The sequence below is a fragment of the Butyrivibrio fibrisolvens genome, from assembly GCF_023206215.1.
Lineage (GTDB): Bacteria > Bacillota > Clostridia > Lachnospirales > Lachnospiraceae > Butyrivibrio > Butyrivibrio fibrisolvens_C.
Window position 1 is genome coordinate 923,336 of record NZ_CP065800.1, and the last position, 26,576, is coordinate 949,911.

General features: G+C 42.4%; 25 protein-coding genes. 21 read left to right on the top strand and 4 right to left on the bottom strand.

Features of this window, described 5'->3' with window-relative positions:
- Nucleotides 1-22 precede the first annotated feature (22 nt).
- From I7804_RS03750 to I7804_RS03765, 4 genes are all read left to right on the top strand, one after another.
- The gene (locus I7804_RS03750) at nucleotides 23-799 is read left to right on the top strand and encodes an HD domain-containing protein (protein WP_248405021.1); all 777 of its coding nucleotides are present in this window, start codon (nucleotides 23-25) and stop codon (nucleotides 797-799) included.
- A 113-nt stretch (nucleotides 800-912) separates the two neighbouring features.
- On the top strand, nucleotides 913-1,350 hold the full coding sequence (locus I7804_RS03755) for a hypothetical protein (RefSeq protein ID WP_248405023.1): 438 nt from the start codon (nucleotides 913-915) through the stop codon (nucleotides 1,348-1,350).
- A 72-nt stretch (nucleotides 1,351-1,422) separates the two neighbouring features.
- Complete coding sequence (locus tag I7804_RS03760; protein WP_248405024.1) at nucleotides 1,423-1,992, top strand: RNA polymerase sigma factor; 570 nt, start codon at nucleotides 1,423-1,425, stop codon at nucleotides 1,990-1,992.
- Nucleotides 1,989-2,891, top strand: a complete 903-nt coding sequence (locus tag I7804_RS03765; RefSeq protein WP_248405026.1) for an immunoglobulin-like domain-containing protein — start codon at nucleotides 1,989-1,991, stop codon at nucleotides 2,889-2,891. The genes I7804_RS03760 and I7804_RS03765 overlap by 4 nt, the downstream gene beginning before the upstream one ends.
- Nucleotides 2,892-3,041: 150 nt before the next feature.
- Here I7804_RS03765 and fliB read toward each other — a convergent pair whose 3' ends face one another.
- On the bottom strand, nucleotides 3,042-4,103 hold the full coding sequence (gene fliB, locus I7804_RS03770) for a flagellin lysine-N-methylase (protein WP_248405028.1): 1,062 nt from the start codon (nucleotides 4,101-4,103) through the stop codon (nucleotides 3,042-3,044).
- Nucleotides 4,093-4,272: a hypothetical protein gene (locus tag I7804_RS03775; protein WP_022755657.1), complete on the bottom strand. Its 180-nt coding sequence runs from the start codon at nucleotides 4,270-4,272 to the stop codon at nucleotides 4,093-4,095. The genes fliB and I7804_RS03775 overlap by 11 nt, the downstream gene beginning before the upstream one ends.
- A 318-nt stretch (nucleotides 4,273-4,590) precedes the next feature.
- Between I7804_RS03775 and aspS the strand changes: the two genes are divergently transcribed.
- From aspS to I7804_RS03860, 17 genes are all read left to right on the top strand, one after another.
- The gene (aspS, locus tag I7804_RS03780) at nucleotides 4,591-6,381 is read left to right on the top strand and encodes an aspartate--tRNA ligase (RefSeq protein WP_248405030.1); all 1,791 of its coding nucleotides are present in this window, start codon (nucleotides 4,591-4,593) and stop codon (nucleotides 6,379-6,381) included.
- 247 nt (nucleotides 6,382-6,628) lie between these two features.
- A complete protein-coding gene (locus I7804_RS03785; RefSeq protein ID WP_022754105.1) occupies nucleotides 6,629-6,901 on the top strand; it encodes an AtpZ/AtpI family protein in 273 nt (90 codons plus the stop codon).
- Nucleotides 6,902-6,984: 83 nt separating this feature from the next.
- The gene (locus tag I7804_RS03790) at nucleotides 6,985-7,437 is read left to right on the top strand and encodes an ATP synthase subunit I (protein ID WP_027203648.1); all 453 of its coding nucleotides are present in this window, start codon (nucleotides 6,985-6,987) and stop codon (nucleotides 7,435-7,437) included.
- A 3-nt stretch (nucleotides 7,438-7,440) separates the two neighbouring features.
- Nucleotides 7,441-8,193, top strand: a complete 753-nt coding sequence (locus I7804_RS03795) for a F0F1 ATP synthase subunit A (RefSeq protein ID WP_027203647.1) — start codon at nucleotides 7,441-7,443, stop codon at nucleotides 8,191-8,193.
- A gap of 58 nt (nucleotides 8,194-8,251) precedes the next feature.
- Entirely contained in the window at nucleotides 8,252-8,527 is a 276-nt protein-coding gene (gene atpE / locus I7804_RS03800) for an ATP synthase F0 subunit C (protein ID WP_022758206.1), read from the top strand.
- Nucleotides 8,528-8,572: 45 nt separating this feature from the next.
- Nucleotides 8,573-9,085 (top strand): F0F1 ATP synthase subunit B, encoded by a 513-nt coding sequence (gene atpF, locus I7804_RS03805; RefSeq protein WP_027203646.1) that lies wholly within the window; start codon nucleotides 8,573-8,575, stop codon nucleotides 9,083-9,085.
- Nucleotides 9,082-9,624, top strand: coding sequence for an ATP synthase F1 subunit delta (gene atpH, locus I7804_RS03810; RefSeq protein WP_022754110.1), 543 nt, complete (start codon nucleotides 9,082-9,084; stop codon nucleotides 9,622-9,624). The genes atpF and atpH overlap by 4 nt, the downstream gene beginning before the upstream one ends.
- A gap of 50 nt (nucleotides 9,625-9,674) precedes the next feature.
- Nucleotides 9,675-11,195, top strand: coding sequence for a F0F1 ATP synthase subunit alpha (gene atpA / locus I7804_RS03815; RefSeq protein WP_027203644.1), 1,521 nt, complete (start codon nucleotides 9,675-9,677; stop codon nucleotides 11,193-11,195).
- An 18-nt stretch (nucleotides 11,196-11,213) separates the two neighbouring features.
- On the top strand, nucleotides 11,214-12,053 hold the full coding sequence (gene atpG / locus I7804_RS03820) for an ATP synthase F1 subunit gamma (RefSeq protein ID WP_022754112.1): 840 nt from the start codon (nucleotides 11,214-11,216) through the stop codon (nucleotides 12,051-12,053).
- 59 nt (nucleotides 12,054-12,112) lie between these two features.
- Nucleotides 12,113-13,507 carry a F0F1 ATP synthase subunit beta gene (atpD, locus tag I7804_RS03825; protein WP_022754113.1) on the top strand — a complete coding sequence of 465 codons (1,395 nt, stop codon included), beginning with the start codon at nucleotides 12,113-12,115 and terminating at the stop codon, nucleotides 13,505-13,507.
- Between the two features lie 19 nt (nucleotides 13,508-13,526).
- Nucleotides 13,527-13,940, top strand: coding sequence for an ATP synthase F1 subunit epsilon (gene atpC, locus I7804_RS03830; RefSeq protein ID WP_022754114.1), 414 nt, complete (start codon nucleotides 13,527-13,529; stop codon nucleotides 13,938-13,940).
- 265 nt (nucleotides 13,941-14,205) lie between these two features.
- Complete coding sequence (locus I7804_RS03835; protein ID WP_022754115.1) at nucleotides 14,206-15,690, top strand: L-fucose/L-arabinose isomerase family protein; 1,485 nt, start codon at nucleotides 14,206-14,208, stop codon at nucleotides 15,688-15,690.
- Nucleotides 15,691-15,911: 221 nt separating this feature from the next.
- Nucleotides 15,912-17,750, top strand: a complete 1,839-nt coding sequence (locus I7804_RS03840) for a GH25 family lysozyme (RefSeq protein WP_248405032.1) — start codon at nucleotides 15,912-15,914, stop codon at nucleotides 17,748-17,750.
- Nucleotides 17,751-18,003: 253 nt separating this feature from the next.
- On the top strand, nucleotides 18,004-19,233 hold the full coding sequence (locus tag I7804_RS03845) for a UTP--glucose-1-phosphate uridylyltransferase (protein WP_110072307.1): 1,230 nt from the start codon (nucleotides 18,004-18,006) through the stop codon (nucleotides 19,231-19,233).
- A 245-nt stretch (nucleotides 19,234-19,478) separates the two neighbouring features.
- A complete protein-coding gene (galE, locus tag I7804_RS03850; protein WP_022754118.1) occupies nucleotides 19,479-20,495 on the top strand; it encodes a UDP-glucose 4-epimerase GalE in 1,017 nt (338 codons plus the stop codon).
- A 394-nt stretch (nucleotides 20,496-20,889) separates the two neighbouring features.
- On the top strand, nucleotides 20,890-21,168 hold the full coding sequence (locus I7804_RS03855; protein WP_022754119.1) for a hypothetical protein: 279 nt from the start codon (nucleotides 20,890-20,892) through the stop codon (nucleotides 21,166-21,168).
- Between the two features lie 12 nt (nucleotides 21,169-21,180).
- Nucleotides 21,181-22,692 carry a S1C family serine protease gene (locus I7804_RS03860; RefSeq protein ID WP_248405034.1) on the top strand — a complete coding sequence of 504 codons (1,512 nt, stop codon included), beginning with the start codon at nucleotides 21,181-21,183 and terminating at the stop codon, nucleotides 22,690-22,692.
- Nucleotides 22,693-22,891: 199 nt separating this feature from the next.
- Here the strand turns inward: I7804_RS03860 and I7804_RS03865 are convergent, their stop codons facing one another.
- Nucleotides 22,892-24,709, bottom strand: coding sequence for an ABC transporter ATP-binding protein (locus tag I7804_RS03865; RefSeq protein WP_027203642.1), 1,818 nt, complete (start codon nucleotides 24,707-24,709; stop codon nucleotides 22,892-22,894).
- The gene (locus tag I7804_RS03870) at nucleotides 24,709-26,484 is read right to left on the bottom strand and encodes an ABC transporter ATP-binding protein (protein ID WP_034489377.1); all 1,776 of its coding nucleotides are present in this window, start codon (nucleotides 26,482-26,484) and stop codon (nucleotides 24,709-24,711) included. Before I7804_RS03870 ends, I7804_RS03865 begins: the two co-directional genes overlap by 1 nt.
- Between the last annotated feature and the right edge of the window lie 92 nt (nucleotides 26,485-26,576).

Consider the following 26,576-nt stretch of genomic DNA (forward strand, 5'->3'; position numbering starts at 1 on the left):
TGAAGGAAAAAGAGATTCAAAAATGATAATAGACAGAGAGAAAGTTAAAAATGTATTTGCAGATTATGTGGCAGATTATGATATTACAGATACTAAGGTAAGGCTCAAGGTTGAGCACACATACAGGGTAGCGGACCTTTGCGATATGATCGCAAAAAGTCTTAAGTTAAGCCGGGAAGATGTTGATCTTGCATGGCTTCTTGGTATGTTCCATGATGTTGGAAGATTCGAACAGTTAAGGCGCTTTAATACTTTCGAAGATTCTATCTCCGTCAATCACGCAGCTTTAAGCGCAGATATTCTTTTTATAGATGGTCACGTCCGTGATTATATAGATGATGCGAGCGAAGATAAGCTTATGGAGAAAGCTATAAGGCTCCACAATGTGTACGAACTTCCCAAGGCACTTACAGACAGAGAGCTTATGTATTCACAGATATTAAGGGATGCGGACAAGATTGATATCCTAAAAGTCAATTGCGACTTCCCTATGGATGAGATCTACAATACCACGATGGAAGCTTTTTATACAGATGATATAAGCCCTAAGGTTCTAGAAGATTCTCTTGCTCACCTTAATGTCAACAGATGCCATACTGTAACATCTATTGATCATCTCGTAGGACATATATCACTTGTATATGGACTTGTATATCCTGCCAGCGTAGCAGAAGCAATGAGGCAGGGATACATCGAGCAGATGCTTTCTTTTGAAAGTCATAATGAGAAAACTCGGGAAGCTATGCAGAAGATCAGAGACTGCGTTCATAAGTATATGGATGAAAGAATTAGTGAATGAGTATTTGGCAGGGCATATAATCATGTATTTTTAGATGTTTATATGATATATAGATATTATCGAAAGGGGCTATCATAATAGATTACTATAAATTATTTAATGAATATTTCATTTTGCATTTAGTTGCTTTTTTATTTGTTACTATATGTACAGTTTTGGTATGTCTCAACGTTTTCTCGATTAAAATTAAAACTGGAAGAAAAGAAGCTGAGATTGACAATGAAACAAGAACAATATACAAAGTGTTTTTAATCGTATGCGTTGTTATTGTGTTTGTGGGCATGATGTTACCTATAGCTAAAGATTCAAAGTATATATATAACAAAGAATACAAGGTTGATCATGGGATAGTATATAGAGAAGCGATGCGAAAAGGTTCGTTGGGATTATTTAAATCAATAATAGTTACCGTAGACGGACAGGAATATGTATATAGAGTTTTATATAATGATGATAATATTAAAAAAGGCGATTCGGTGAGAATTACATATCTGCCGAATACAACATGGTCAGTGGTGGAGAAAGAAGAGTCTATACCAAAAGTAGATTGAGCCTAGTATATTATTGTAGTGTGACCTGATTCGTTTATTATCCGTCATTATAGTAAGAGGGGACAAATTTTTATGGGAAATCTTATGGAAGACAGTGCGATCATCGAACTGTACTTTGCAAGGAACGAGGATGCCTTGGTGCAGACCAAAAATAAATACGGAAGGCTCTTAAAGAGTATATCCATGCGCATCCTTCATAGTATTGAGGATGCGGATGAGTGTGAGAATGATACCTATCTTAAGACTTGGAATGCAATACCTCCTCAAAAGCCTGATGTATTCTCTGCCTTTTTGTCCAAAATCGTAAGGAACTTGTCCCTTGACAGGTACGATATGATGCACGCAGATAAGAGAGGTAATGCGCAGGTGGGAGTATTACTTGATGAGCTTGCGGAAGTGATAGCTGATGACAAAGTAGGTAGTAGCCAGGAAGCCAGAGAACTTAGCGAGATTTTGAATAAATTCTTGTATGAACAAAAAGAGCTTACGCGCAAGATCTTCGTAAGAAGGTATTATTTTGGGTATAACATCACCGAGATTGCAGATAAGTACAGCCTTTCAGAAAGCAAAGTCAAGATGACGCTATTAAGAACCCGTAATAAATTAAAGGATTATCTTGAGAAAGAAGGTGTCACGATATGAAAAAATCCAAAGAAGACCTTTTAAGGGCCATGAGTGACATAGATGATAAGTATATACAGGAAATCCTTGATGAAGATGAATCAAAGGTTACAGATATAAGATCATCAAAAAGGCGAAGCTATAGCAAGAAGATAATAAGCTATGTGGCTGTTGCAGCGGCGGTGTGCCTTGGTTTTGCAGTTATTAATGTGGTCTGGATCAGTGTTAAGCCGTCCTATCAATCAGCTGACGGTAGCTACGAAGATGTTGCAAGTTCATCTTACGAGGAAGCACAAGAGAGTGAAGATGTATATAGCGATGCAGAGGAGTATGAGTCAGAAGATTCTGACGAGGGTGAAGGAGCTATGGAAGGAGCAGCAAGTAGCTATGACGAGGAAGACAGTGATGGATCTGATACTATAGCACTGGAACCAAAGACCATGGAAGGTTCGGAGAACTCTTTGGATGATGAACAAGCTGGTGGCATGGATTTTGATTCTTCGAAAGAATCCGGTCAGGCAGATGTAATGAATGAAGAAGCAGCTGTATTATTTGAAGGTAATATAGATGATCTGGGTCTTACTCTTGAAGTACAAGATGTATCTTCCAAAGGAGCAACTGTAGTATTTACCCAGAGTGGCGGCAGTGCTACAGGAAGCCTTGAATATTCCAAGTCTTATAAGATTGAAAAGCTTGAAGACTCCGGATGGGTTGAAGCTAATATGATGGATAATGTCATATTTGAAGACATCGCTATGACCATAGCATCAGATGATACTACTGAGTACAAGATCAACTGGGCGAATGTATATGGCAAGTTACCTTCCGGAACATACAGAGTAGTACTTACAGTTACAGATTACAGAGGCGCCGGAGACTACGATACATATACAGTAGCAGCAAGCTTCGAGATAGACTAAATGAGAGAATCTTAGTGAAACTTCGTACTTGCCAAACATATAACATTAAAGGACTTCTATGATGCCAATGTGTATCATAGAAGTCCTTTAATGTTATATGTTTTTGATAGAAATGTAATTCAGTCTTCGCGCTTACAAAAAATGTGTCGGTTACTTCATAAGTACCAGTGCATTATGAGAGAAAGGCGTAAAGTCTGCCATTCTGAAGAAGTACATGCACAGATCCACAAGATCATCTTTACTTGAAATATGCTCTGCATTTGAATACAGTAACATCTGTAAAAAACGTACCTCGCATTCAAATAAAGTACCTGCCTGTGTCATAGACATCTCCTCACCGATATAAGGGAACTGCGTATAGAAGATATCATTTACAAACATCTTACAGATCCACATGTCAAGATCAGGGAACAGGGAATGAAGCTTGTCGCAGCCTGCCCCTAATGCAGCTGATGGATCATCACTTTGTGCAGCCTTAAGGAATGCATCGCAGTAATCTGACATTGTGTAGTACTGATCTTTGACGAATTCTGCGATCTTTTTTAGTTTTATAATATCAATGGATTTCGCATGATCGTTTTCTTGACTTCTTAAGCCGGATATTTCTTTTGACTTATTACTTTCAAGAAAGTCTTTAATATCCGTAATCTTGGTATCTAAAGATAGCTCTTTATTTTGTAGAATGTCAAAGAGGCAGTTCTGTATTTTTTCAAGTTCATCTTTGGTATAGGCTTCCGACGTCTTCTCCTCACCAGCGAGGTCAAAAGAATATAAGCCTGATGTAGTCTTGATTCTATCTTCAGATTCCATCAGCATCTCGATGGTCTTCTCGCATCCGCAGGAGCAGGACACTCTTGGCGCAATGTTAAGACGAGGGCTTCTTGGAAAATATCTGCAGGCATAGGTCATAACATCTTCGCCGCATTCATACTGGAGGCGGCACCATCCATTGTCCATAAGCATACGGCAGTTACCAAAAAAGTCATGGCACAGCTCGGCATATTTGTATGGATCAGGATTTGAAAGAGGTTTAATCGCAAGATCCAGTCCCTGTCTTAGCTCATCAGAGCATGACAAACCAACCAGCTTGAAATATTCCTGCTGGGACATGTTGATGGTAAGACCATTACAACAAGTATGACGGCACTCCGGGCCTTTACATGAGAAACTGGGATAGTAATCCGGACTTAGAAATGTGTCTTTAATTGTCATAATATGAACCGGATTCTGAGGCAACGGATTCAGATATTACAAAAGTCGCACTGTCACTCTGTGCAGCCTTGGTGGTTGACATACCATTACTGCAACCTGTCGCAAGCAGTGAAAGCGCTGCTGTTAGTACAACTGTGGCTATTATACTTACAAATTTAAAGCTTGACATAAAAACCGGGACCTCAAAGAACTATTACAAAATATTACAAAATTGTTTACAGGTGATTCTATTATAATCCTCTATCCATAATTTGCAACAAAAAAATAAAAGAAAATTTGTACAAATTTTAAGCCTTTAACCCACCCTTTTTAACGCATATTTCGCTAATATACTGAGGCGTTGAAATGATTATTTTTTCTGATATTATAGATTGGCATTTAATAAGAACATAAAAAAGCTAAAAACGATTAATCGATAATTGTTTTGGCTGTAACATAAGGTGGTAATAGATAACAGTTGCAGTATGACATAAAACACCTAAGGTAGATGGAGGTAATAAAGATGCAGTCCCGTACACATACATGCGGAGAATTAAGGCTGTCAGACGCAGGCAAGAAAGTTAAGCTGTGCGGATGGCTTGAGAATTTCAGAGAAGTCGGAGCAGAACTTGGATTCGTAGTAATCCGTGACTTCTATGGTACAACACAGGTTGTAGCAGAAAATGCTGATATGATGAAGCAGTTCAAGGCTATAACCAAGGAATCAACAATATCAGTTGAAGGTGTTGTAAGAGAGAGAAGCTCCAAGAACCCTAAGCAGGAGACAGGTGAGATTGAAGTTGTCCCTGAGAAGGTAGAAGTTCTTGGACGTTGCCGCTACAATGAGCTTCCTTTTGAGATCAATCACAGCCGTGAAGCAGATGAGACAGCAAGACTTAAATATAGATATCTTGATCTTAGAAATCCTGAAGTTAAGAAGAATATCATCTTAAGATCACAGATCATTGCAGCTCTTAGAAGCTCTATGATAGATCACGGTTTTATGGAGATCACAACTCCTATACTTACAGCATCATCACCTGAAGGAGCCAGAGACTATCTTGTTCCTGCTCGTAAGCACCCTGGTAAGTTCTATGCACTTCCTCAGGCACCTCAGCAGTTCAAGCAGCTCCTTATGGTTTCAGGTATTGACCGTTACTTCCAGATAGCACCTTGCTTCCGCGATGAGGATGCAAGAGGTGACAGATCACCGGGAGAATTCTACCAGCTTGATATGGAGATGGCATTTGCTTCTCAGGAAGATGTATTTGCAATAATCGAAGATGTACTTCCTCCAATCTTTGCCAAGTATGGAACATATGACAGAGCATCAAGTGCTCCTTTTGTAAGAATTCCTTATCTTGAAGCTTTGGAGAAATATGGAACAGATAAGCCTGACCTTCGTATTGACCTTACAGTTACAGATGTTACAGAGCTTCTTCGTACACCTGACTTTGCTCCATTTGCTGACGGTGTTATCAAGGCAGTTGTAGTTTCTAACTTCCATGAGAGCCGTAAGTTCATCGACAAGACAATGGAAGCTGTAGAAGTTCAGTCAGGTAATAAGGGCTACTGGTTCAGAGTAGATGAAAATGGCGAACTTGTAGGTGGTATCTCCAAGTTTGTAGCACCTAAGAAAGATGAAGTTGTTAAGGCACTTTCACTTGAGCCTAACACACTTGTAGTTCTTTCTGCTGGTGAAAAGGGTGCTGCAGTTAAGACAGCAGGTGTACTTGTTAAGACATTTGGTGCAGCTGTTCCCGGACACATGGACAAAGAGCAGTATGCATTCTGCTGGATAGTAGACTTCCCTATGTATGAGATAGGCGAGGAGTCAGGAGAGCTTGAGTTCTGCCACAATCCTTTCTCAATGCCTTCAGGTGGTCTTGATATCCTTCTTAAGGCAGAAAAAGGTGAGGTTGATCCTCTTACTATCATGGCAGATCAGTACGACCTTGTTGTTAACGGCGTAGAGCTTTCATCAGGTGCTGTTCGTAACCACGATCCTGAGATCATGATCAAGGCATTCGAACTTGTAAAGCTTGGTGAAGAGGACGTTAAGAAGAAGTTCCCTGCTATGTACAACGCATTCTGCTATGGTGCACCGCCACATGCTGGTATCGCTCCCGGAGTAGACCGTATGGTAATGCTCCTTGCAGCAGAAGATTCAATCCGTGAGATCATTCCGTTCCCTATGAACAAGAATGCTCAGGACGTAATGATGGGAGCTCCGAGCTTTGTAACAGACAAGCAGCTTGAAGAGCTTCACATCAAGACTACAGCTACAGAAGAAGAGTAAATCATGTATAAATAACGAAAAGCCATCCTAGGTAAGTTGGGATGGCTTTTTTATTTAAAATAAAAACTTCCCACTTGGACGGGCCTGCCCCTGTAAAGACTTCGGGGATGCCGGCCCGTCCAAGTGGGAAGTGCGACTGCTTGAACACAGACTGTCGTTTTTGTGACAGCCTTGCACATAAATTAACCACTATGTTAAAATATTGGTGAACATGCGTGTTTTTATATTTTTATTATGAAAGGTATATATGCGAGATTGGTCTAATGCATTTAAATATCTTGTATATGTTGGCCAGCTGGGGCTTGATCTGATCATGCCTGTGCTGCTTTGTCTTGCAGGATGCTGGTACCTTGATACACATTTCGGATTTGGAATGTGGATTTATTTTGTTGGGCTTTTTTTCGGTCTTGGCGCAGGTTTTATGACTTTCTGGAAGTTTTACACCAAGATAGTCATGAAAGGTCAGAAACGCCCTGACAAGAACAAACCAAAAAGTCATTCTTTTTCCAAACATTACTAAAAAGGCTTTTTAGCCGAAATATAATAATGTGGACACTTACTTATGACAGATTCAAGAGGACATTTTAAGGGGAGGGAAGTTTCATGCATTTAGATGATGATATCAAAGGACTCGTTAAAGGAGTTTTTGCCTGTTGCGGGATTTTGTGTGTCATTGAGATCGTGGTCGGTTTTTTGATTTCATTTACCGGCTTATACGCGTTTGATGTGACTATTGTTATCGGTGCAGTTGGCGGTACTCTTATTGGAATGATCTGCTTTATCTGGATGGCAGTTTCTCTCCAGAGATCGCTCAACGCGGCACAGAATGGAGGTGCAGAAGTAAGAAGAGGCGTTCAGAAAGGCTACACTCAGAGAATGGGGCTTCAGGGCTTATGGATTGTAGCTTCTGTTTTTGTACCCTTTATCAATGTTATAAGCGCTCTGATACCGCTTCTCTTCCCGAAACTAGCTATTTATATACTACAAATAACCGGCAAACTGAACCTGACCGGCAAGGTTGGTTCAGAGCCCGGAGTAAAAGGAGGTGAATCCTGATTTATGGACATTGATCTTCATGGCGCGAGGATCTATACGATAGTAGAAAACTCGCCGATTGGGGAGATCCACATCACTCAGACCATGATCATGGGCTGGATAGTTCTGATCGTATTGTCTTTTATCTGCTGGATCCTTGGAAGAAATCTTAAGGTAACCGGCATCAGTAAGAGGCAGGCCATTGCAGAGTGGATAGTAGAGCTTCTTAATAACTTTGTAAGAGGCAATATGGGCGATAAGTTCGACTACTATATTCCATTCATTGGCGCTTTGTTCGGGACTGCTATTTTCAGCAACATGATAAGTCTTGTAGGAGGATGTTGGAGTCCGACTGCTGACCTGGCAACAGAGGCCGGATGGGCGATCATTGTATTGATACTCATAACCAAGCACAAAATCAAGGCTAATGGATTCGGCGGATATCTCAAAGGATATCTTGATCCTATGCCGGTAATGCTACCTATGAATATCATCAGTGAATTCTCCACGCCTATATCTATGGCTTGCCGTCACTTCGGCAACATACTTTCGGGTATGGTTATCGGAACCCTGATCTATTCTTCACTGGGGCTTGCCAGTGCTGCGCTGCTGGGACTTATCCCTGTAGTTGGAGGATGGCTTGCAGCTAATATTCCGATCCTTGAGATTGGTTTACCGGCTGTGACATCACTTTACTTTGACTGGTTCAGCGGACTGATCCAGCCGTTTATCTTCTGTACACTTACGTGTATATTCATTAAACAGGCATCAGAATAAGTTACTTACAGGCAATAAACCTATTACAGTAACGAATAATTCTTAGGAGGAATTAAATATGGATTTAACAGTATTAGCTAAAGGTATTGCACTTGCAGGATGTGGTATTGGCGCCGGACTTGCTCTTATAGCAGGTATAGGTCCTGGTATTGGTGAAGGTAATGCGGCAGCAGCAGCAGTTTCATCAATCGCACGTCAGCCGGAAGCATCAGGCGAGATCAGATCAACACTTATCCTTGGTGTCGCTCTTTCAGAGACAACAGGTATTTACGGTTTCGTTACAGGTCTTCTTCTGATCTTCGTTGCACCTGGTCTTTTCCTTGGACAGCTTTAATAAGGTCAGGAACAAGGACACTTAAACCAAGAAAAGGAGAATACCATGGAAGCAACATACAATTTATTGGTTTCGCTGGACTGGCAGACAATTGTTGTTCAGCTGATCAACCTGGGTATTCAGATTCTTTTGTTCAAAAAGTTCCTGTACAAACCTGTAATGGACATCTTGGCCAAGCGCCAGGGACTTGTAGACCAGCCTTTAAAAGAGGCTGAAGAAGCCAAGGCCAAAGCGCTTGATCTCAAAGCTCAGTACGAGACAAGTCTTTCCAGAGCTAACGACGAAGCTGATCGTATAGTCAAGGAAGCAACAAGTACTGCGACTAAGAGAAGCGAGAAGATCGTTGCAGATGCCCAGTCAGAGGCTGCCTCAATTAAGAGACAGGCAGAGAAGGATATTGAGCAGCAGAAAAAGCGCGCGATCAATGATGCCAAAGACGAGATCGGTTCTATGGCAATGAGCATCGCGTCTAAGGTTATCGGCCGCGAAATCAACGAAAAGGATCATGAGAACCTAGTTGACGAATTCATTCAGAATGTTGGAGATACGTCTATATGATGACCGAAACAGCCAAGAAATATGGTGGAAGCTTATATGAGCTTGCTTCGGAAGAAAATCAGACGGATCTGGTTTTGGAACAGCTTGGGACAGTTCTTTCTCTCATGAAAGAAAATCCCCTTTACGAAAAGCTTCTTTCAGAACCCAGTATCAGTAAGGATGACAGGGTCAGACTCCTTGATGAAGCATTCGGAGCTGACATGTGGCCTTACCTTCTGAATTTCCTAAAACTCATGTGTGAGAAGGGATATATGGGCGAAGTTAAGGGCTGCGCCAAAGAGTATCGCAGACTTTACAATGAAGCCCATGGCATTGTGGAAGCAACCGTTACAAGTGCTGTAGCACTAACAGATGCTCAGAAAACTGCCCTTCACGATAAGCTTGAGAAGATGAAAGGCAAGAGGGTCGATATGACCTGCTATGTCAATCCCGCGCTTATCGGCGGTATCCGTCTCGACATGGATGGCAAGCGATATGATGGCACAGCAAAAGAGCGTATTGATGCTCTTAATTCCATCATCAAAGATACAGTTGTATAACCCTGAAAGGGTAAGTATGCGCAGTAAGCGCAGGAATAAGAGGATGAGAAATGGCGCTGAAACCTGAAGAAATTAGTCAGATAATAAAAAGCCAGATCAAGCATTATTCCGCCGCTATCGAACAGGCAGAGACAGGAACTGTTATCCTGGTCGGTGACGGTATCGCACGTGCCAGCGGAATGGAAAAATGTATGGCCGGAGAACTTGTAGAATTCTCTAACGGTACTTACGGCATGGCACAGAATCTGGAAGAAAACAGCATTTCAATAGTCCTTCTTGGTTCCGATGTAGGAATCAAAGAAGGCGATATTGTAAAGCGTACAGGAAAAGTTGTATCTGTTCCTGTAGGCGATGATGTACTCGGAAGAGTAGTCAATGCCCTTGGCCAGCCAATAGATGGCAAGGGTGATATTACGCCTGTACGTTTCGATCCTATCGAACATACAGCCCCCGGAATCATCGAACGTCAGCCTGTTAAGGAGCCTCTCCAGACAGGTATCAAAGCTATCGATTCAATGATCCCGATAGGTCGTGGTCAGCGTGAGCTTATCATTGGTGACCGTCAGACAGGTAAGACAGTTATTGCTACAGATACTATCATCAACCAGAAGGGCAAAGATGTTATCTGTATCTATGTAGCTATAGGTCAGAAAAATTCCACAGTTGCCAACCTTGTTGCAAATCTTGAAGCAGCAGGCGCTATGGAATATACAGTAGTTGTTGCAGCTACTGCATCAGAAGGTGCTCCTCTTCAGTACATTGCACCTTATGCAGGAGCTACTATTGGTGAATATTTCATGAATCAGGGCAAGCATGCACTTATCATCTATGATGATCTTTCCAAGCATGCGGTTGCTTATCGTGAGCTTTCACTCCTTATCAGACGTCCACCGGGACGTGAAGCTTATCCCGGAGATGTATTCTATCTGCACTCACGTCTTCTTGAAAGAGCTGCTAAGCTTTCTGAAGCTAAAGGCGGCGGATCACTTACAGCTCTTCCTATCATCGAGACACAGGCAGGCGATGTATCGGCATACATTCCTACCAACGTTATCTCTATTACAGACGGACAGATATTCCTTGAGACAGAGCTGTTCCACGAAGGTGTACGACCTGCCGTTAACCCCGGTATCTCCGTATCCCGTGTAGGTGGTAATGCTCAGGTCAAGGCCATGAAGAAGGTTGCCGGAACACTTAAGCTTTTGTACTCACAGTACAGAGAGCTTCAGTCTTTCGCACAGTTTGGATCTGACCTTGATGAAGATACCAAGGCTCGTCTTGATAAGGGTGCCAGAATTGTGGAAGTTCTCAAGCAGAACAGAGGAACTCCTGTTCCTGTTGAGAAGCAGGTAGCAATTCTTTATGCCGTTAACAATGACTACCTTAAGGAAGTTGACACAGCTCAGGTAGCAGAATATGAGTCAGGTCTTTATGATTTCCTTGATGCTAATGAAAAAGGCAAGGCCGTAATGGACAAGATTGCCGCTACAGGCGCATGGGATGATGAGATCGAAGGTGCTCTTAAGGATTCACTTTCTGAGTATACAAAACGGTTTACAAAGAATGCATAAGCGGAAAGGAGAACTGACATGGCTTCGATGAAAAGCATCAAGCTCCGCATAAAATCAGTGCAGAGCACCATGCAGATTACCAGAGCTATGAAGCTGGTAGCTTCTTCCAGACTCCGCAAGGCCCAGGAACGTGTAGAGAACAGCCGTCCTTATTACGAAGTCCTTTCTAAGACGCTCAACGATATAGCTAATTCAAACTCTGATTTTGATTCTGTATATCTTAAGAAAAGAGAGATCAAGAAGAGGTTATATATCGTATTTGGCGGAGACAGAGGACTTGCAGGCGGCTACAATGCCAACATGTTCAGGATGATCGAACAGGAAACCAAAGGTAAGGAATGTGCATTCCTTCCTGTAGGTAAGAAAGCACTGGAATACTTCCGTAAGAGAAACAGGGAGATCATATCCGATGCTTTCCCGCTGGTAGGTGAAGTATCTGTCAGTGACTGCTTCGAAATGTCAAGACTCGTATGTCAGGGCTATAAAAATGGCGACTACGACGAGATCCATGTGGCCGGAACTGTCTTCAAATCGGTTCTGTCACAGGTACCTACGACCTGGCAGCTGCTTCCGTTTACACCGGATCCGCCGTCAGAAAACGGTCGTGAGGTTATCATGTATGAACCGAGTTCTGAAGAGACATTCAATGCGATAATACCGGAATATATAGCAGGTATCATCTTCAGCGTAATGTGCGAAAGTGCTGCATCCGAACAGGGTGCTCGTCGTATGGCTATGGAGAATGCTACCAACAACGCTTCCGACATGATCGACAATCTCAGCTTGTACTACAACCGTGCAAGACAGGCTGCTATCACGCAGGAGATCACGGAGATCGTATCGGGATCCGGTTCATAACGCTGGAATGAAGCGTGTAACTGTAAACATCTTTTGTCTAAATATAAAGGAGATAATCATTGGCTACAGAAAATATAGGTACAGTAACCCAGGTAATGGGACCTGTACTGGACATCAAATTTGAAGATGGACAGCTGCCGGATCTGATGAATGCCATTGAGATTGATAATAATGGCACACGTCTGGTAGTAGAAGTTGCCCAGCATATAGGCGACGACAAAGTCCGCTGTATCGCCATGAGCAGTACCGACGGCCTTATGAGAGGAACTCCTGCCAAAGATACCGGAGCACCTATTAAGATGCCCGTTGGCGAAGAGTGCCTTGGTAGGGTATTGAACCTCCTTGGTGAGCCTGTAGATAACAAGGAGCCGATTCAGGCTTCAGACTACTGGCCTATCCACAGAGAGGCTCCTGCTTATGAAGATCAGCAGACGGCAAGTGAGATCCTGGAGACAGGTATCAAGGTCGTTGACCTTATCTGCCCTTATCTTAAGGGTGGTAAGATAGGTCTGTTCGGCGGTGCCGGCGTTGGTAAGACAGTTCTTATTCAGGAACTGATCCACAACGTAGCAACAGAGCACGGTGGATATTCAGTATTCACAGGTGTTGGTGAGCGTACCCGTGAAGGTAATGACCTTTATGGTGAGATGAGCGAATCAGGAGTTATCAATAAGACAGCTCTTATATTCGGTCAGATGGACCAGCCTCCGGGAGCTCGTATGAGAGTAGGTCTTTCAGGACTTACTGTTGCTGAGTACTTCCGTGATGTTAAGAAGCAGGACGTGCTTCTGTTCATCGATAATATCTTCCGTTTCACTCAGGCAGGTTCTGAGGTTTCGGCGCTCCTTGGCCGTATGCCTTCAGCCGTAGGTTATCAGCCTACACTTGCTACCGAAATGGGTGAACTTCAGGAACGTATCACATCAACCAAGGACGGATCTATTACATCTGTTCAGGCTGTATACGTACCTGCGGATGACCTTACAGACCCTGCTCCTGCAACAACATTCACACATCTGGATGCTACTACGGTTCTGTCCCGTGAGATTGCTTCTCAGGGTATCTACCCTGCAGTTGATCCGCTGGATTCAACAAGCCGTATCCTTACACCTGAGATAGTTGGTAAGGATCACTATGAAGCAGCCAGAGGCGTACAGCAGGTTCTTCAGAGATACAGAGAGCTGCAGGATATCATCGCTATCATGGGTATGGATGAACTTTCTGACGAGGATAAGCTTACAGTTAGCCGTGCTCGTAAGGTTCAGAGATTCCTGTCCCAGTCATTCAGCGTTGCTGAGCAGTTCACAGGTATCCCCGGCAAGTATGTACCACTTAAAGAGACTATCAGAGGCTTCAACATGATCCTTAACGGTGAGTGTGACGAGCTTCCTGAATCAGCATTCCTCTTCTGCGGAACTATCGATGAAGCCTTCGAAAAAGCAAAGAAATCATAAGATGAAGGAGGGATGAGCTATGGCAACTCCGTTTCATCTTCAGATAGCTACTCCTGACGGGAGTAAGCTGGACGGACAGGCTACAAGGATTATCCTTCGCACCATAGACGGTGATGTCTGTGTTATGGCAAAGCATACTAATTATTGCTCTGCACTTGGTATGGGACCTGCTAAGGTTGAATTCGAGGACGGAACAGTAAAAACAGCTGCCTGCATGGGCGGAATGATAAATGTCATGGACGGCGAGTGCCGTGTTGTTGCTACAACATGGGAATGGAAAGAGGATATCGATCTTGAGAGAGCTATGGATGCCAAAAAGCGTGCTCAGGAGCGACTTGCAACCAAAGACAAACTTGGAGACAAGGATGTCATGCTTGCAGAAGCTAAGCTCAAGAGAGCCCTTATAAGATCCGATGTAGCGAACAAAAAATAATAAGTTGTACACATAAAAAGAGCTTGGAGACATGTTATTTTATACAGTTTCCGGGCTCTTTTTTTGTTGAATAGATAGAAAATTAAAATTGAGGACTAAATAGCAATAATTAAACATTAAAAATTCAAAATGTGTTGTAAAATAATTTTGTATTAAAGACAAATAGTATATCAGTTGTATTAATAATAAATACATGTAATACCGTACAACTGGTAATTGGCTTGAGAAGAAAAAGTTAATGTTATAAGAGGTAGGAGGCAAAAAAATGAACAACATTCCAGAAATCAAAATCGGAATCGTAGCAGTTAGCCGTGACTGTTTCCCGGCTAGCCTTGCAGAAAACAGAAGAAAAGCACTTGTTAAGGCTTATGCAGACAAGTATGATGCTAAGGACATCTATGAATGCCCTATTACAATCATTGAGAGCGAGATCGATATGGTTAACGCTCTTGAAGATGTTAAGAAGAACGGATGCGAAGCTCTCTGCGTATTCCTTGGAAACTTCGGTCCTGAAATTTCAGAGACACTTCTTGCTAAGCACTTCGACGGACCTAAGATGTTCTGCGCAGCTGCAGAAGAGAGCCAGAACGACCTTATGGACGGAAGAGGCGATGCATACTGTGGTATGCTCAATGCAAGCTACAACCTTGCACTTAGAAATACAAAGGCATATATCCCTGAGTATCCTGTAGGCGATGCTGAGGATTGTGCTGATATGATCCACGAGTTCCTTCCGATCGCTAAGGCTGTATATGCACTTCAGAACCTTAAGATCATCAGCTTCGGACCTCGTCCTATGAACTTCCTTGCTTGTAATGCTCCTATCAAGCAGCTTTACAACCTTGGTGTAGAGATCGAAGAGAACTCAGAGCTTGACCTCTTCGAGAGCTTCAAGAACCACGCTGGCGATGCTCGTATCCCTGAAGTAGTAGAAGATATGAAGAAGGATCTTGGATCAGGCAACAAGAAGCCTGAAGTTCTTGAGAAGCTTGCTCAGTATGAGATTACACTTCTTGACTGGATCGAAGCTCACAAGGGCTACAGAAAGTTCGTAACACTTACAACAAAGTGCTGGCCTGCATTCCAGACACAGTTCGGATTCGTTCCCTGCTATGTAAACAGCCGTCTTACAGGAAGAGGAATCCCTGTATCATGTGAGGTTGATATCTATGGAACACTTTCAGAGTTCATCGGAACAGTTATCAGTAACGATGCTGTAACTCTTCTTGATATCAACAACTCTGTACCTAAGGATATGTACAAAGAGTCAATCGAGGGCAAGTTCCCTTACAAGCACACAGATACATTCATGGGCTTCCACTGCGGCAATACATGCACAAGCAAGCTTTCATTCCATGAGATGAGATACCAGAAGATCATGGCTCGTAATCTTCCTATCGAGGTTACAAACGGAACACTTGAAGGAGATATCATCCCTGGCAAGATCACATTCTATCGTCTCCAGAGCACAGCTGATGCTAAGCTTCGCGCTTACATTGCTGAGGGTGAAGTACTTCCTGTTGCAACTAAGTCATTTGGTTCAATCGGTGTATTCGCTATTAAGGAGATGGGCAGATTCTACAGACACGTACTTATCGAGAAGAACTTCCCTCACCACGGTGCTGTTGCATTCGGTAACTGGGGCAAGCAGCTCTTCGAGGTATTCAAGTACATCGGTGTACCTGTAGAAGAGATCGGTTACAACCAGCCTGCAGAAGTTAAGTATCCTACAGAGAATCCTTGGGCATAATCTTAGATAGTATAAAATTTATACAAAAATAAGGTTATAGAAAAGGTATAGTTTAGATTTTTCAAGGGTCTGTGCATGACAAGGTGCACAGACTCTTTTTTGTAAAAGTTTGACAGTAGCCCTCCATGACTTTGCCCCTTAGTCTTCACAGGAAAGCCTTTTATCGGTATAATTAAAATATATGTCAGTTAGGGAAAAAGCTTTATTAAAGGAGGAGGACAATGTCAAAAAAAGTCATCAGACGGCTAACAGCTATGCTGTCAGCTATTGTCATTTCTCTTGCATCAGCACTTGCGGCGCCTCAGGCAGTTGTTGATGTACAGGCAGCGCCTGTAATAGCAAGAGGAATAGACGTATCTCACTATCAGGGTGCTATTAACTGGACAGCAGTTGCAAATAGTGGTATCACATTTGCATTTGTTCGCGTAGGAACTTCCAAAACTATCGACACACAGTATATCAATAACCTTCAAGGCGCTGCAGCAGCAGGTCTTAGAGTAGGTGTTTACTGGTATACATATGCTATGAGCCCGGAGCAGGCAGCTAGCGAAGCTAGTCTGTTACTACAGCTTATAGCACCTTATCAGGTATCTTTTCCTGTAGTAATTGATATCGAAGCTCAGTGCCAGAAGGCTCTTAATATGGCTCAGCAGCAGGCGATCGTCAATACATTCTGTACTATAGTATCTGATGCAGGATATATGCCAATGGTATATGCAAGCAGAAACTGGTACGTACAGCGTCTTGGCGATGTATCATGGCAGAAATGGGTAGCTCAGTACTCTGATACCAATACAATGCCTTACAGCTATGGCGTATGGCAGTATACAAGCAGTGGTTCCGTTCCGGGTATAAACGGCAGAGTTGATATGGATTATCTCTTCACAGATTATTCATCAGTGATCATCCCTGAAGGATTCCTTACAACAGCCAAGGGTACATATTATTACAACAATTATCGCTGGCAGAAGGGATGGGTCAGACCGGCAGCAGGCGGCAAGTATTTCTGTGATGCTTCTAACGGCCTTGTATGGAAGGGCTGGATGAACGATGGCGTCAATCAGTACTATCTTGATCCTGCCAATGGCGGTAATGCTAAAGTAGGACTTGCTGATATAGAGAATTCAAGATACTACTTTGATGCAGAAGGAATCATGCAGACAGGTCTTCTTACAGTAGGAGAAGGCATCCAGACATATTTTGGTGCTGATGGTAAGGCTGTAAAGGGATTTGTACCACTTCCTGATGGCACAAGATATTTTAACGACGATTATGTAATGCTTACAGGCCTTCAGAGCATAGGAGATAATCTCTACTATCTCGGCGCAGACGGTATCATGAGAACAGGTCTTTTAGGACTTGATACAGGTATCTACTATTTCGATGCAGAAGGTAAGGCATACACAGGATTCTATACAGATGCTGCTTCAGGTAAGACCTATTACTTCGAGCCTCAAACACGTACTGCAGTAGTAGGACTTCAGACTATAAATAATAATCTGTACTATTTCAACGAGAATGCTGTAATGCAGACTGGCATGCTTGGAGTTGGCGGAGCAAAATATATGTTCGGCGCAGACGGCGCAGCAGTCAGCGGATTCTATACAGATCCTGCAACAGGCGGAGTATACTATTTCGATCCTAAGACACATGCAGCAGCAGTTGGTAATGTAACAATTGATAAGGCAAGCTACTTCTTCAACGCAGAAGGACTGATGCAGACAGGATTTGTAGGCGACTACTTCTTCGGCGCAGACGGCAAGATGGTAGCAGGGCAGATGTTTAGCGATGGTGTTAATTTCTATATCGCAGGCAAAGACGGTCTGATCCTTAAAGGTCTTAACAAGACCAAGGATGGCACATACATGCTGGATCCTGTAGATGGACATATGGTCATCGGATTCGTACAGATAGGCGACGGATTCTTCTACTTCGCAGAAGATGGCAAGATGGTTGCAGGGGCAACTATCAACATAGCAGGCCTTGACTGCACATTTGACAAGAACGGTAAACTTATAGCACCTGAAGGACTCGTACCTCCTGTAGTTGCTGTATATTAAAATTTCATTAGCATATGGGATTTTCGATTAGTTTTAATTAAATTATTATTATAAAAGAGCGGTTGTTGTGTTTTGGTAAAAGTTTCACATCAATCGCTTTTTTATATGAAATGCAAAAAACATGCGCAACTCTTAAGTGGAAACTTTACGAAAAATGTGATAAAGTAAATAGGCAATTTTGAAAAAGGGAGTAAGTGGTGCTGCACTATATAAAATATGGTGGACAGCAACCAATTTGGAGGTGAGTGAAAAAATGAATTTAGAACAGGCTAAAGAGAAACTGGCAAAATACGGACAGGAGCATGTCCTTAAATACTATGATGAGCTTTCAGAAGAAAGCAAAAAGGCACTTCTGCAGCAGATAGATGAAACAGATTTTGCTGTACTTTCTAAGTGCTCAGAGCTTGGAAAGGGCGGCGACCGCGGCAAGTTCAGCCCGCTTGCAGCTATGCAGCTTCCTGAGATAGAAGCAGGCAGAGAAGAGTTTGAGAGAATCGGTATTGAGACTATCAAAGCCGGCAAGACAGCAGCAGTACTTCTTGCAGGCGGAATGGGAACACGTCTTGGATCAGACAATCCAAAGGGAATGTATGATATTGGTCTTACCAAGAACGTATATATCTTCCAGAGACTTTTTGAGAACCTTATGGACAGCGTTAATGCTGCAGGTGGAGCTTATATACATCTTTTCATAATGACAAGTGAGAAGAACCATGAAGCTACAGTTAAGTTCCTGACAGAGAAGAAGTTCTTTGGATATCCTGAAGATAAGGTTACATTCTTCAAACAGGATATGGCACCTGCTTCTGACTATGAAGGTAAGGTATACATGGAAGGCAAGGACCGCATCTCTACATCACCTAACGGTAATGCAGGATGGTTCTCATCTATGATCAGAGCAGGCCTTCTTGATGTGATCCATGCAGAAGGAATCGAGTGGATCGATGTATTTGCTGTAGACAATGTACTTCAGAGAATCTGTGATCCTTGCTTCGTAGGTGCTACAGTTAAGCGCGGAGTAAGCGTTGGTGCCAAGGTTGTTAAGAAGAATGCTCCTGATGAGAAGGTTGGTGTTATGTGCCTTGAAGATGGTAAGCCTTCAATCGTAGAGTATTACGAGCTTTCACAGGAGATGATGGATGCCAAGGATGAGAACGGCGATCCTGCTTATAACTTTGGAGTAATCCTTAATTATCTTTTCAATGAAAAGGCTCTTGAGGAGATAGCTTCTAAGGAACTTCCTCTTCACGTAGTTGAGAAGAAGATCCCTCATATAGATGAAAATGCGCAGCTTGTTAAGCCGGAAAAGCCAAACGGATGCAAGTTCGAGCAGCTTGTTCTTGATATGATCCATATGCTGGATTCATGTCTTCCTTACGAAGTAGTAAGAGAGAAAGAGTTCGCACCTATCAAGAACGCTACAGGTGTTGATTCTGTAGAGTCAGCAAGAGAGCTTTGCAAGCTCAATGGAATCGAGCTTTGATAATACTTTAGGCCTATTTAAAGCCTAAGTTAAGGTAGCCATAATATGATTTTCAAGGCGATGATGCCTCAGACGATTATATTATGGCTATTATCGTTTGTGTGGTTGTTAACATTTTGACAGCTTTGCATAACATGTTGTTATTGAACGGCCAACTCGTGTTATTTATAATTACGGATAGTAAGAGCGAGTTTGGTAATAGTGAGCATACATATGTTTTTTGTGTATCCCAGGAGGTAAACATTATGACAATTTTAGTAACAGGTGGAACAGGTTATATCGGAAGCCATACAGTAGTTGAACTGCAGAACGCCGGATATGATGTAGTAGTTATGGACAACCTCTGTAACTCATCAATGAAGGTTCTTGACAGAATTGAAGCTATCACAGGCAAGAAAGTTCCTTTCTATGAAGCAGATATCAGAAACCGTGAGGATCTTGAGAAGATCTTTTCAAATGAGAAGATCGATGCAGTTATCCATTTCGCAGGACTTAAGGCAGTTGGCGAGTCTGTTCAGAAGCCTTGGGAATATTATGAAAACAACATCTCAGGAACATTGACTCTTCTTGATGAGATGAGGAAGCATAATGTAAAGAACATCATCTTCTCTTCATCTGCAACAGTTTATGGCAATCCTGCCATCATCCCGATCACAGAAGAGTGCCCTAAGGGAGTATGCACCAATCCTTACGGCTGGACCAAGCATATGCTTGAGCAGATCCTTACAGATATCCAGAAGGCAGATAATGAGTGGAATGTAGTACTTCTTAGATACTTCAATCCTATCGGAGCTCACAAGTCAGGAACTATGGGAGAGAACCCTAACGGTATTCCTAATAACCTTATGCCTTATATCACACAGGTTGCAGTTGGTAAGCTTGATCACCTTAATGTATTTGGTGATGATTATGATACACCGGACGGAACAGGTGTTCGTGACTATATCCATGTAGTAGATCTTGCTAAGGGACATGTTAAGGCTCTTAAGAAGCTTGAACCCGGCACAGGACTTTCACTTTACAACCTTGGAACAGGCGTAGGTTACAGCGTTCTTGATATCGTCAAGAACTTCGAAGAAGCTAACGGCGTCAAGATCCCATACGTGATCGCTCCCAGAAGAGCCGGAGATATCGCAACCTGCTATTCAGATGCAAGCAAGGCTGAGAAGGAACTTGGCTGGAAGGCTGAGAATGGTATCCGCGAGATGTGCGAAGATTCCTGGAGATGGCAGAAGAATAATCCTAACGGATACGAAGACTAAAAAAAGACTGATATAAAGATCGGTATAAAGGGCTCGCCTTGTATTAAGGCAGAGCCCTGATTTTTTGGTAACTGTAACTTCGAACTTATCAAACATACGCAGCAATTAAAATCATTAAAAGCTGTCTTTGCCTATGACATGAGGCTATATTTGTTGGCAATATGCAATCTGTCATCTAAAATATGCATTTCGTCGCATTAGGGAACACTTCTTTAAAAAAGATGATAATATATACTCAGTCTCGACATTAAAAGGAATGTACTTCTATTCCCGTCTTTACAGGACGTAATAGGGGAATGTCCAGAAGTACATGGATGTACTTCTATTCCCCATTTGCAATTTTGCTCATTTTAGTGCAAAGTAATAGAAGCATGGAAGGAGCAGAGATTACAAAATGTTCAGATTATGGGTGAGACTATTCAAAGACAATCATATGTTACAAGATACAGTGATCTGCAATGACGAAGAAGATACCAGAACTCATAAGGTTATGGGAAGTCTGGAGAAGGCATGCTATGAGCTTGATCTTCCAAAGCCTATATGGCTTTCGGTCAATGTTAATGACTTCAAGAAGACCAGTAAATGCAGGTTCACGCAGGACAGCTTCATTGAGGAAGTTCCATTTGACTACATGGAGATTAATGTAATCGAAGAAGATAATACATGGTTTTGAAAGGGGAAGAAAATGAATAACACACAAAATCCTAATAATAACGGATTGAATGCAGCCGGCACCGGTACGCCTGGCGCTCCTTTGCAGGGCACATACCAGTATACAGGTAATGCAGGATACAATAATTACAATCCTGCAGGTGCTAATAATCAGGGAGGCACTCCTCCTAAGAAGAAAAAGAAAAAAGGAAAGAAGATCCTTGCTGCGTTTCTTGTAATTGCCATGATAGCAGGACTTGGATGCGGCGGTGTATATGTAGCCAAGAAGAAGGATATCTCAATTAGTGATCTTCTTAAATCCAAGGACAAAGAAGATACAGCTACAACTCAGACAACAGAAGATACCAAGGATCAGCAGGAAGAGCAGCTTGTAGTAGCAACTGATGTATCAAGTCTTGTTGAGAAGGTAATGCCTTCTATAGTAGTTATCGAGAATAGATATACTGTCAACCTGGAAGACTATGGCTATGAAGAGGGAGAAGCTCTTAACGGAGGATCAGGTTCCGGTGTTATAATCGGACAGAATGACGAAGAGCTTCTTATCGTTACTAATTATCACGTTGTAGAAGGTGCTGACGATCTTACTGTACAGTTTGTTAATGGTACCAACAAATCAGCTTTTATCAAGGGAACTAATTCAGGAATGGACCTTGCAGTTATAGCAGTACCTCTTACAGAAGTAGATGATGCTACTATGAATGCTATAAGTTTTGCTACAATGGGCGATTCAGACGATCTTAAACTTGGAGAGCCTGCCATAGCTATCGGTAATGCTCTTGGTATGGGTCAGTCAGTGACAGTTGGTGTTATCAGTGCTTTGAACAGACGACTTCCCAATGAAGACGGATCAGAGGGATTGTTCATTCAGACAGATGCGTCCATCAACCATGGTAACTCCGGTGGAGCACTTCTTAATGTCAAAGGTGAACTTATAGGAATCAATTCAAGAAAAGTGGTAGCAGATGAAGCAGAAGGTATGGGATATGCTATTCCGATATCTGTTGCAAAACCTATAATTGAAGATCTTATGGATTCTTCTACAAAGTATAAGGCATCTAAGGAGAACAGAGGATATCTTGGAGTTACAGCTTATACACCTACAGGAGTAGAAGGAGCTTATATATCATCTATAGAAAGTGGTAGCGCTGCCGAAGCTGCAGGCCTTGAAGTCGGAGATGTTATCATTAAGGTAGAAGATGCTAAGATAGCTTCAAGAGGAGATCTTGATGCAAACCTTGCTTATTATGAAGCAGGTCAGACTATTACTATCACAGTTCTTAGAAAAGGTGATAACGGATATACTGAAGTTGAAGTACAGGTAACACTCAAGGAGCAGAAGGCCTCTAAGTCAGGAAGCTCAAGTGATAAGGATTCATCTTCTAAGAAAGAATCTAGTGATGATAAAGGTTCAGACGACTATGAAGATGGCGGCGACTACGAAGACGGAGGCCAGGAAGGCGGATCTGATTCTGAGGGAAGCGGAGATGAAGACGGCGGAGATGACGGAGACGACTTCGGATTCTAAAACATATACAGATTATATAGATAAGCTTATCAGTATATAAAGTTTAAAAAGAATAAAGAGATATGGAAGAAGAACAATAAAGAAAGCCATTTTAAGGAAACTATAATCCTTAAAATGGCTTTTTATTATAAATAAAACAGGCTTTCGTTTTAGGTTTTGTGAAGCAAAAGGCCATGCTTCACAAGTGCATATTTAAGTTTTATGCCTGAAGGAAAGCGTACTGGCTGTCATACAGGTTGTGATAGTAGCCGTTTGGAATCTTTAGAAGCTCATCATGAGAACCTTTCTCCTGAATCTTTCCATCGTCTACATACATGATGCAGGTAGCATTTTTGATAGTACTGAGTCTGTGAGCGATGATGAAGGAGGTTCTGCCCTTAAGCATCTGCTGCAGACCCTTTTGAAGAAGTATCTCTGTCTCTGTATCGATACTTGACGTAGCTTCATCAAGTATCAGGATCTTAGGATCAGCAAGAACTGCTCTTGCAAAGGAGATTAGCTGTCGCTGACCTGCTGATAAGCGGCTTCCTCTTTCGTTGACCTGCGTATAATAGCCGTTTTCAAGATTTATGATAAAATCATGAGCACATACAGTCTTGGCTGCAGCTATAACTTCTTCATCAGTAGCTTCCATATTGCCATAGCGGATATTGTCCATAATAGTTCCGGAGAATATGAAGCTGTCCTGCATCATAACGCCCATCTGCTGTCTTAAGGACTTTATAGTGACATCATTTATATCTATACCATCTACAAGTATCTTGCCACTTCCTACGTTATAGAATCTGCTGATAAGATTTACGATAGTAGACTTACCGGCGCCTGTAGGACCGACTATGGCATAGGACTCGCCTGCACCTACTTTAAAGCTTACGTCGTGCAGGATTTCAACTCCGTCGTCGTAGGCAAAGCATACATTCTTGAACTCTACATCGCCCTTTATCTCAGGCATTGTGGTTGCACCTTCTTTGTCCTTGACCGTAATAGGAGAATCAATAGTCTCGAAGATACGCTCAAGGTATGATATAGCAGTCAGAAGCGAGTTGTAGAAGTTAGCAAGTGTCATAATAGGCTGCCAGAATCTTGATACATAGCCTACGAAGGCAGTCAGAAGACCTACTGTGATCGCGGTCTCGCCGTGAGTAAGCCAACCTATACCCAGTACATATATTACAGAAGTTGTGATAACAGTGATATTCTCAATTACAGGGCTTAGGATGAAGTTGTACTTGACGGCATTCATCCATGCACTTCTTGCATCCTTATTAAGTCTGTTGAAAAGGACTGTATTGGTGTCCTCTCTGACAAAAGACTGAGTGACCCTTATACCGTTGATACTTTCAGCTATGTAAGCGTTAAGATTGGACTGCTTGTTGCTCTGTATCTGCCAGGCCCTTCTTTGTCTGTTTTTGACAAAAAGGATGATAACAGTGAGTACAGGAAGACCGCACAGACATACAAGTGTGAATCTTACATTCAGATAGAGCATGAATATGAGTATGAATACCAGTGAGAACATATCTGTGATGGTATTAACGATACCATTGGACAGAAGGTCACTTAAATTGTTGACATAGTTAACAACTCTAACCTGAATCTTGCCATGGGGCTTGTCATCGTAGTAGGAGAAGGGGAGCTTCTGAAGATGTACGAACAGCTCTCTTCTAAGGTTATATATAACTCCCTGACCTACTCGGGATGTAAGTATTATCTTGTATTTCATGATGACTGCACAGGTTATACCTACAAGAAGTGCTGCCAGAGCATTGATGATGATAAGCTGCACAGCCTTATCAGGAGTATATACCTTGTCATACACTGTCGCAGATATAACATCCATGACATTTTTCATAAAAAGAGGAATGAGCATGGATATGGCGCTTGATATTACCATTATGATCACGGCTATAGTCAGGTCTTTTTTGTAAGTGCCGACATAGCCTGCAAGTCTTTTTAGCTGATTTATGTCAAAACCGCTGTCAAGCTCTTCGTCTTGTTCTATCTTATTTCTAGCCATTATGCGGTCTCCTTTCTCTTCATGATCTTGTCGAATTCACCGTACTGATGCTCGAATACTTTCTTGTAGTATCCGTCTTTTTCTATAAGCTCGTCGTGAGTTCCGGACTCTGCAATACGTCCGTCCTCTACAACCAGTATGACATCAGCATCCTTGATAGAGGATATACGGTGAGCGATGATAAAAACTGTATGACCGTCAAGCTTCTTGAGGTCGCGCTGGATCTCAGCCTCTGTCTCCATATCAACAGCTGACGTAGTATCATCAAGTATCAGGATGGAAGGCTCTTTAAGAAGGGCTCTTGCAAGAGATATACGCTGGCGCTGACCACCGGAGAGGCCGACACCCCTTTCTCCTACAACAGTGTCATAGCCGTCGTCCATCTTCTGAATGAAATCATCCGCATCAGCCATCTTGGCAGCCCACTTAACCTTCTCGAAAGGACAGTTAGGATCAGCATAAGCTATATTGCCTTCAATGGTATCTGAGAAGAGGAATATATCCTGCATGGCAATACCGATACCATCCCTAAGTCTATGAAGATCCAGATCCTTAACATTGATGCCGTCCATAAGAACTTCACCTTCCGTAGTATCGAAGAATCTGCACATAAGATTCATGATGGTAGATTTACCTGAACCTGTAGCACCGATGATACCAACTGTCTGGCCCGGCTTTATATGGAAGCTGACATTGTGAAGGACAGGCTCTCCGTCTACTGTGTAAGATACGTTTCTGAATTCTACATCGCCTTTTATCTTATCAACTTCCTTGGGATATCTTGGGGTCTGGATATCAGGCTTCTGGGTGATAGTCTGATATATCTTCTCTACAGAAGTTGTGAACCTGTGGTAATCATTGATAAGCCAGCCCATGAACTGAAGCGGGTTATTGAGCATCCACAGATAACTGTTGATCATAACAAGGTTACCAAGAGACATGTAGCCGTAGATACACATGATGCCGCCTGCTACCATAAGCAGGAAGGTAAGCATATGTGACAGGAACATGAATATAGGTACATACTTGGTCCAGACTCTGGCTGCATCAAGCTCTGCGTCTCTGTACTGGGCGTTTTCTTTGTCGAACTTCTCAATCTCGTAGTCTTCCTTGGCAAAAGCTCTGACAACGCGGTTACCACTTATGTTCTCCTGAACGAATGCGTTAAGAGATGAGAACTTGTCTCTGATGTTCATGAACTTGGGCTTTATAGTTTTACTCTGAGAGTAGGTCATGAAAGCAGTGATAGGAAGAACCAGTATCATTGCAAGACCTATCCTGAAATCTACAGAGAATATCATAAACAAAGCTATTACGAACAAAAGGACATTCTCATATATGCTGTAGATTACAAATGCAACAAAATGGCGGATTGCCATCATGTCACCTGTCTGTCTGCTCATGAGGTCACCGGTTCTGCTCCTGTTATAGAAGGCGAAGTCCTTCTCAAGGAGATTGCGGTATACGCCGTCTCGCATGTCATAGAGCATATCCTGAGAAGCTGTCTCGAACAGATACAAAAAGATAAGTCTAAAGACAGCTCTTACAACAGTGATACCGATCATAAGAAGCAGAAACTTTGGAAGAAGGTCTGTTCTGATATTCCTGCCATCACCTATGATGTCATCAACGATGAAGCCAGTGATTCTAGGATTGATGATTGCAAGAACAGATGTTGCTGTAACCAGGATAAGTCCAAGCGCGACTTTCCAGGTGTACTTTTTGAGGTAGGAATAGAACCACCTCATTGCCGATTGATGTTTTTTGATTTTCATAATGTCCCCTCTGGCAGTCTGAAACTGCTCTAAAACTAATACTCCGTACAATTTATATTAGTCTGTTGCTGGATTTTTACAATGATATATGT

Bases quoted from the DNA above. Each gene is read 5' to 3' on its own strand.
- I7804_RS03750 (WP_248405021.1), top strand. From the start codon at position 23: ATGATAATAGACAGAGAGAAAGTTAAAAATGTATTTGCAGATTATGTG.
- I7804_RS03760 (WP_248405024.1), top strand. From the start codon at position 1,423: ATGGGAAATCTTATGGAAGACAGTGCGATCATCGAACTGTACTTTGCA.
- I7804_RS03765 (WP_248405026.1), top strand. From the start codon at position 1,989: ATGAAAAAATCCAAAGAAGACCTTTTAAGGGCCATGAGTGACATAGAT.
- fliB (WP_248405028.1), bottom strand. From the start codon at position 4,103: ATGACAATTAAAGACACATTTCTAAGTCCGGATTACTATCCCAGTTTC.
- I7804_RS03775 (WP_022755657.1), bottom strand. From the start codon at position 4,272: ATGTCAAGCTTTAAATTTGTAAGTATAATAGCCACAGTTGTACTAACA.
- aspS (WP_248405030.1), top strand. From the start codon at position 4,591: ATGGAGGTAATAAAGATGCAGTCCCGTACACATACATGCGGAGAATTA.
- I7804_RS03785 (WP_022754105.1), top strand. From the start codon at position 6,629: ATGCGAGATTGGTCTAATGCATTTAAATATCTTGTATATGTTGGCCAG.
- I7804_RS03790 (WP_027203648.1), top strand. From the start codon at position 6,985: ATGCATTTAGATGATGATATCAAAGGACTCGTTAAAGGAGTTTTTGCC.
- I7804_RS03795 (WP_027203647.1), top strand. From the start codon at position 7,441: ATGGACATTGATCTTCATGGCGCGAGGATCTATACGATAGTAGAAAAC.
- atpE (WP_022758206.1), top strand. From the start codon at position 8,252: ATGGATTTAACAGTATTAGCTAAAGGTATTGCACTTGCAGGATGTGGT.
- atpF (WP_027203646.1), top strand. From the start codon at position 8,573: ATGGAAGCAACATACAATTTATTGGTTTCGCTGGACTGGCAGACAATT.
- atpH (WP_022754110.1), top strand. From the start codon at position 9,082: ATGATGACCGAAACAGCCAAGAAATATGGTGGAAGCTTATATGAGCTT.
- atpA (WP_027203644.1), top strand. From the start codon at position 9,675: ATGGCGCTGAAACCTGAAGAAATTAGTCAGATAATAAAAAGCCAGATC.
- atpG (WP_022754112.1), top strand. From the start codon at position 11,214: ATGGCTTCGATGAAAAGCATCAAGCTCCGCATAAAATCAGTGCAGAGC.
- atpC (WP_022754114.1), top strand. From the start codon at position 13,527: ATGGCAACTCCGTTTCATCTTCAGATAGCTACTCCTGACGGGAGTAAG.
- I7804_RS03835 (WP_022754115.1), top strand. From the start codon at position 14,206: ATGAACAACATTCCAGAAATCAAAATCGGAATCGTAGCAGTTAGCCGT.
- I7804_RS03840 (WP_248405032.1), top strand. From the start codon at position 15,912: ATGTCAAAAAAAGTCATCAGACGGCTAACAGCTATGCTGTCAGCTATT.
- I7804_RS03845 (WP_110072307.1), top strand. From the start codon at position 18,004: ATGAATTTAGAACAGGCTAAAGAGAAACTGGCAAAATACGGACAGGAG.
- galE (WP_022754118.1), top strand. From the start codon at position 19,479: ATGACAATTTTAGTAACAGGTGGAACAGGTTATATCGGAAGCCATACA.
- I7804_RS03855 (WP_022754119.1), top strand. From the start codon at position 20,890: ATGTTCAGATTATGGGTGAGACTATTCAAAGACAATCATATGTTACAA.
- I7804_RS03860 (WP_248405034.1), top strand. From the start codon at position 21,181: ATGAATAACACACAAAATCCTAATAATAACGGATTGAATGCAGCCGGC.
- I7804_RS03865 (WP_027203642.1), bottom strand. From the start codon at position 24,709: ATGGCTAGAAATAAGATAGAACAAGACGAAGAGCTTGACAGCGGTTTT.
- I7804_RS03870 (WP_034489377.1), bottom strand. From the start codon at position 26,484: ATGAAAATCAAAAAACATCAATCGGCAATGAGGTGGTTCTATTCCTAC.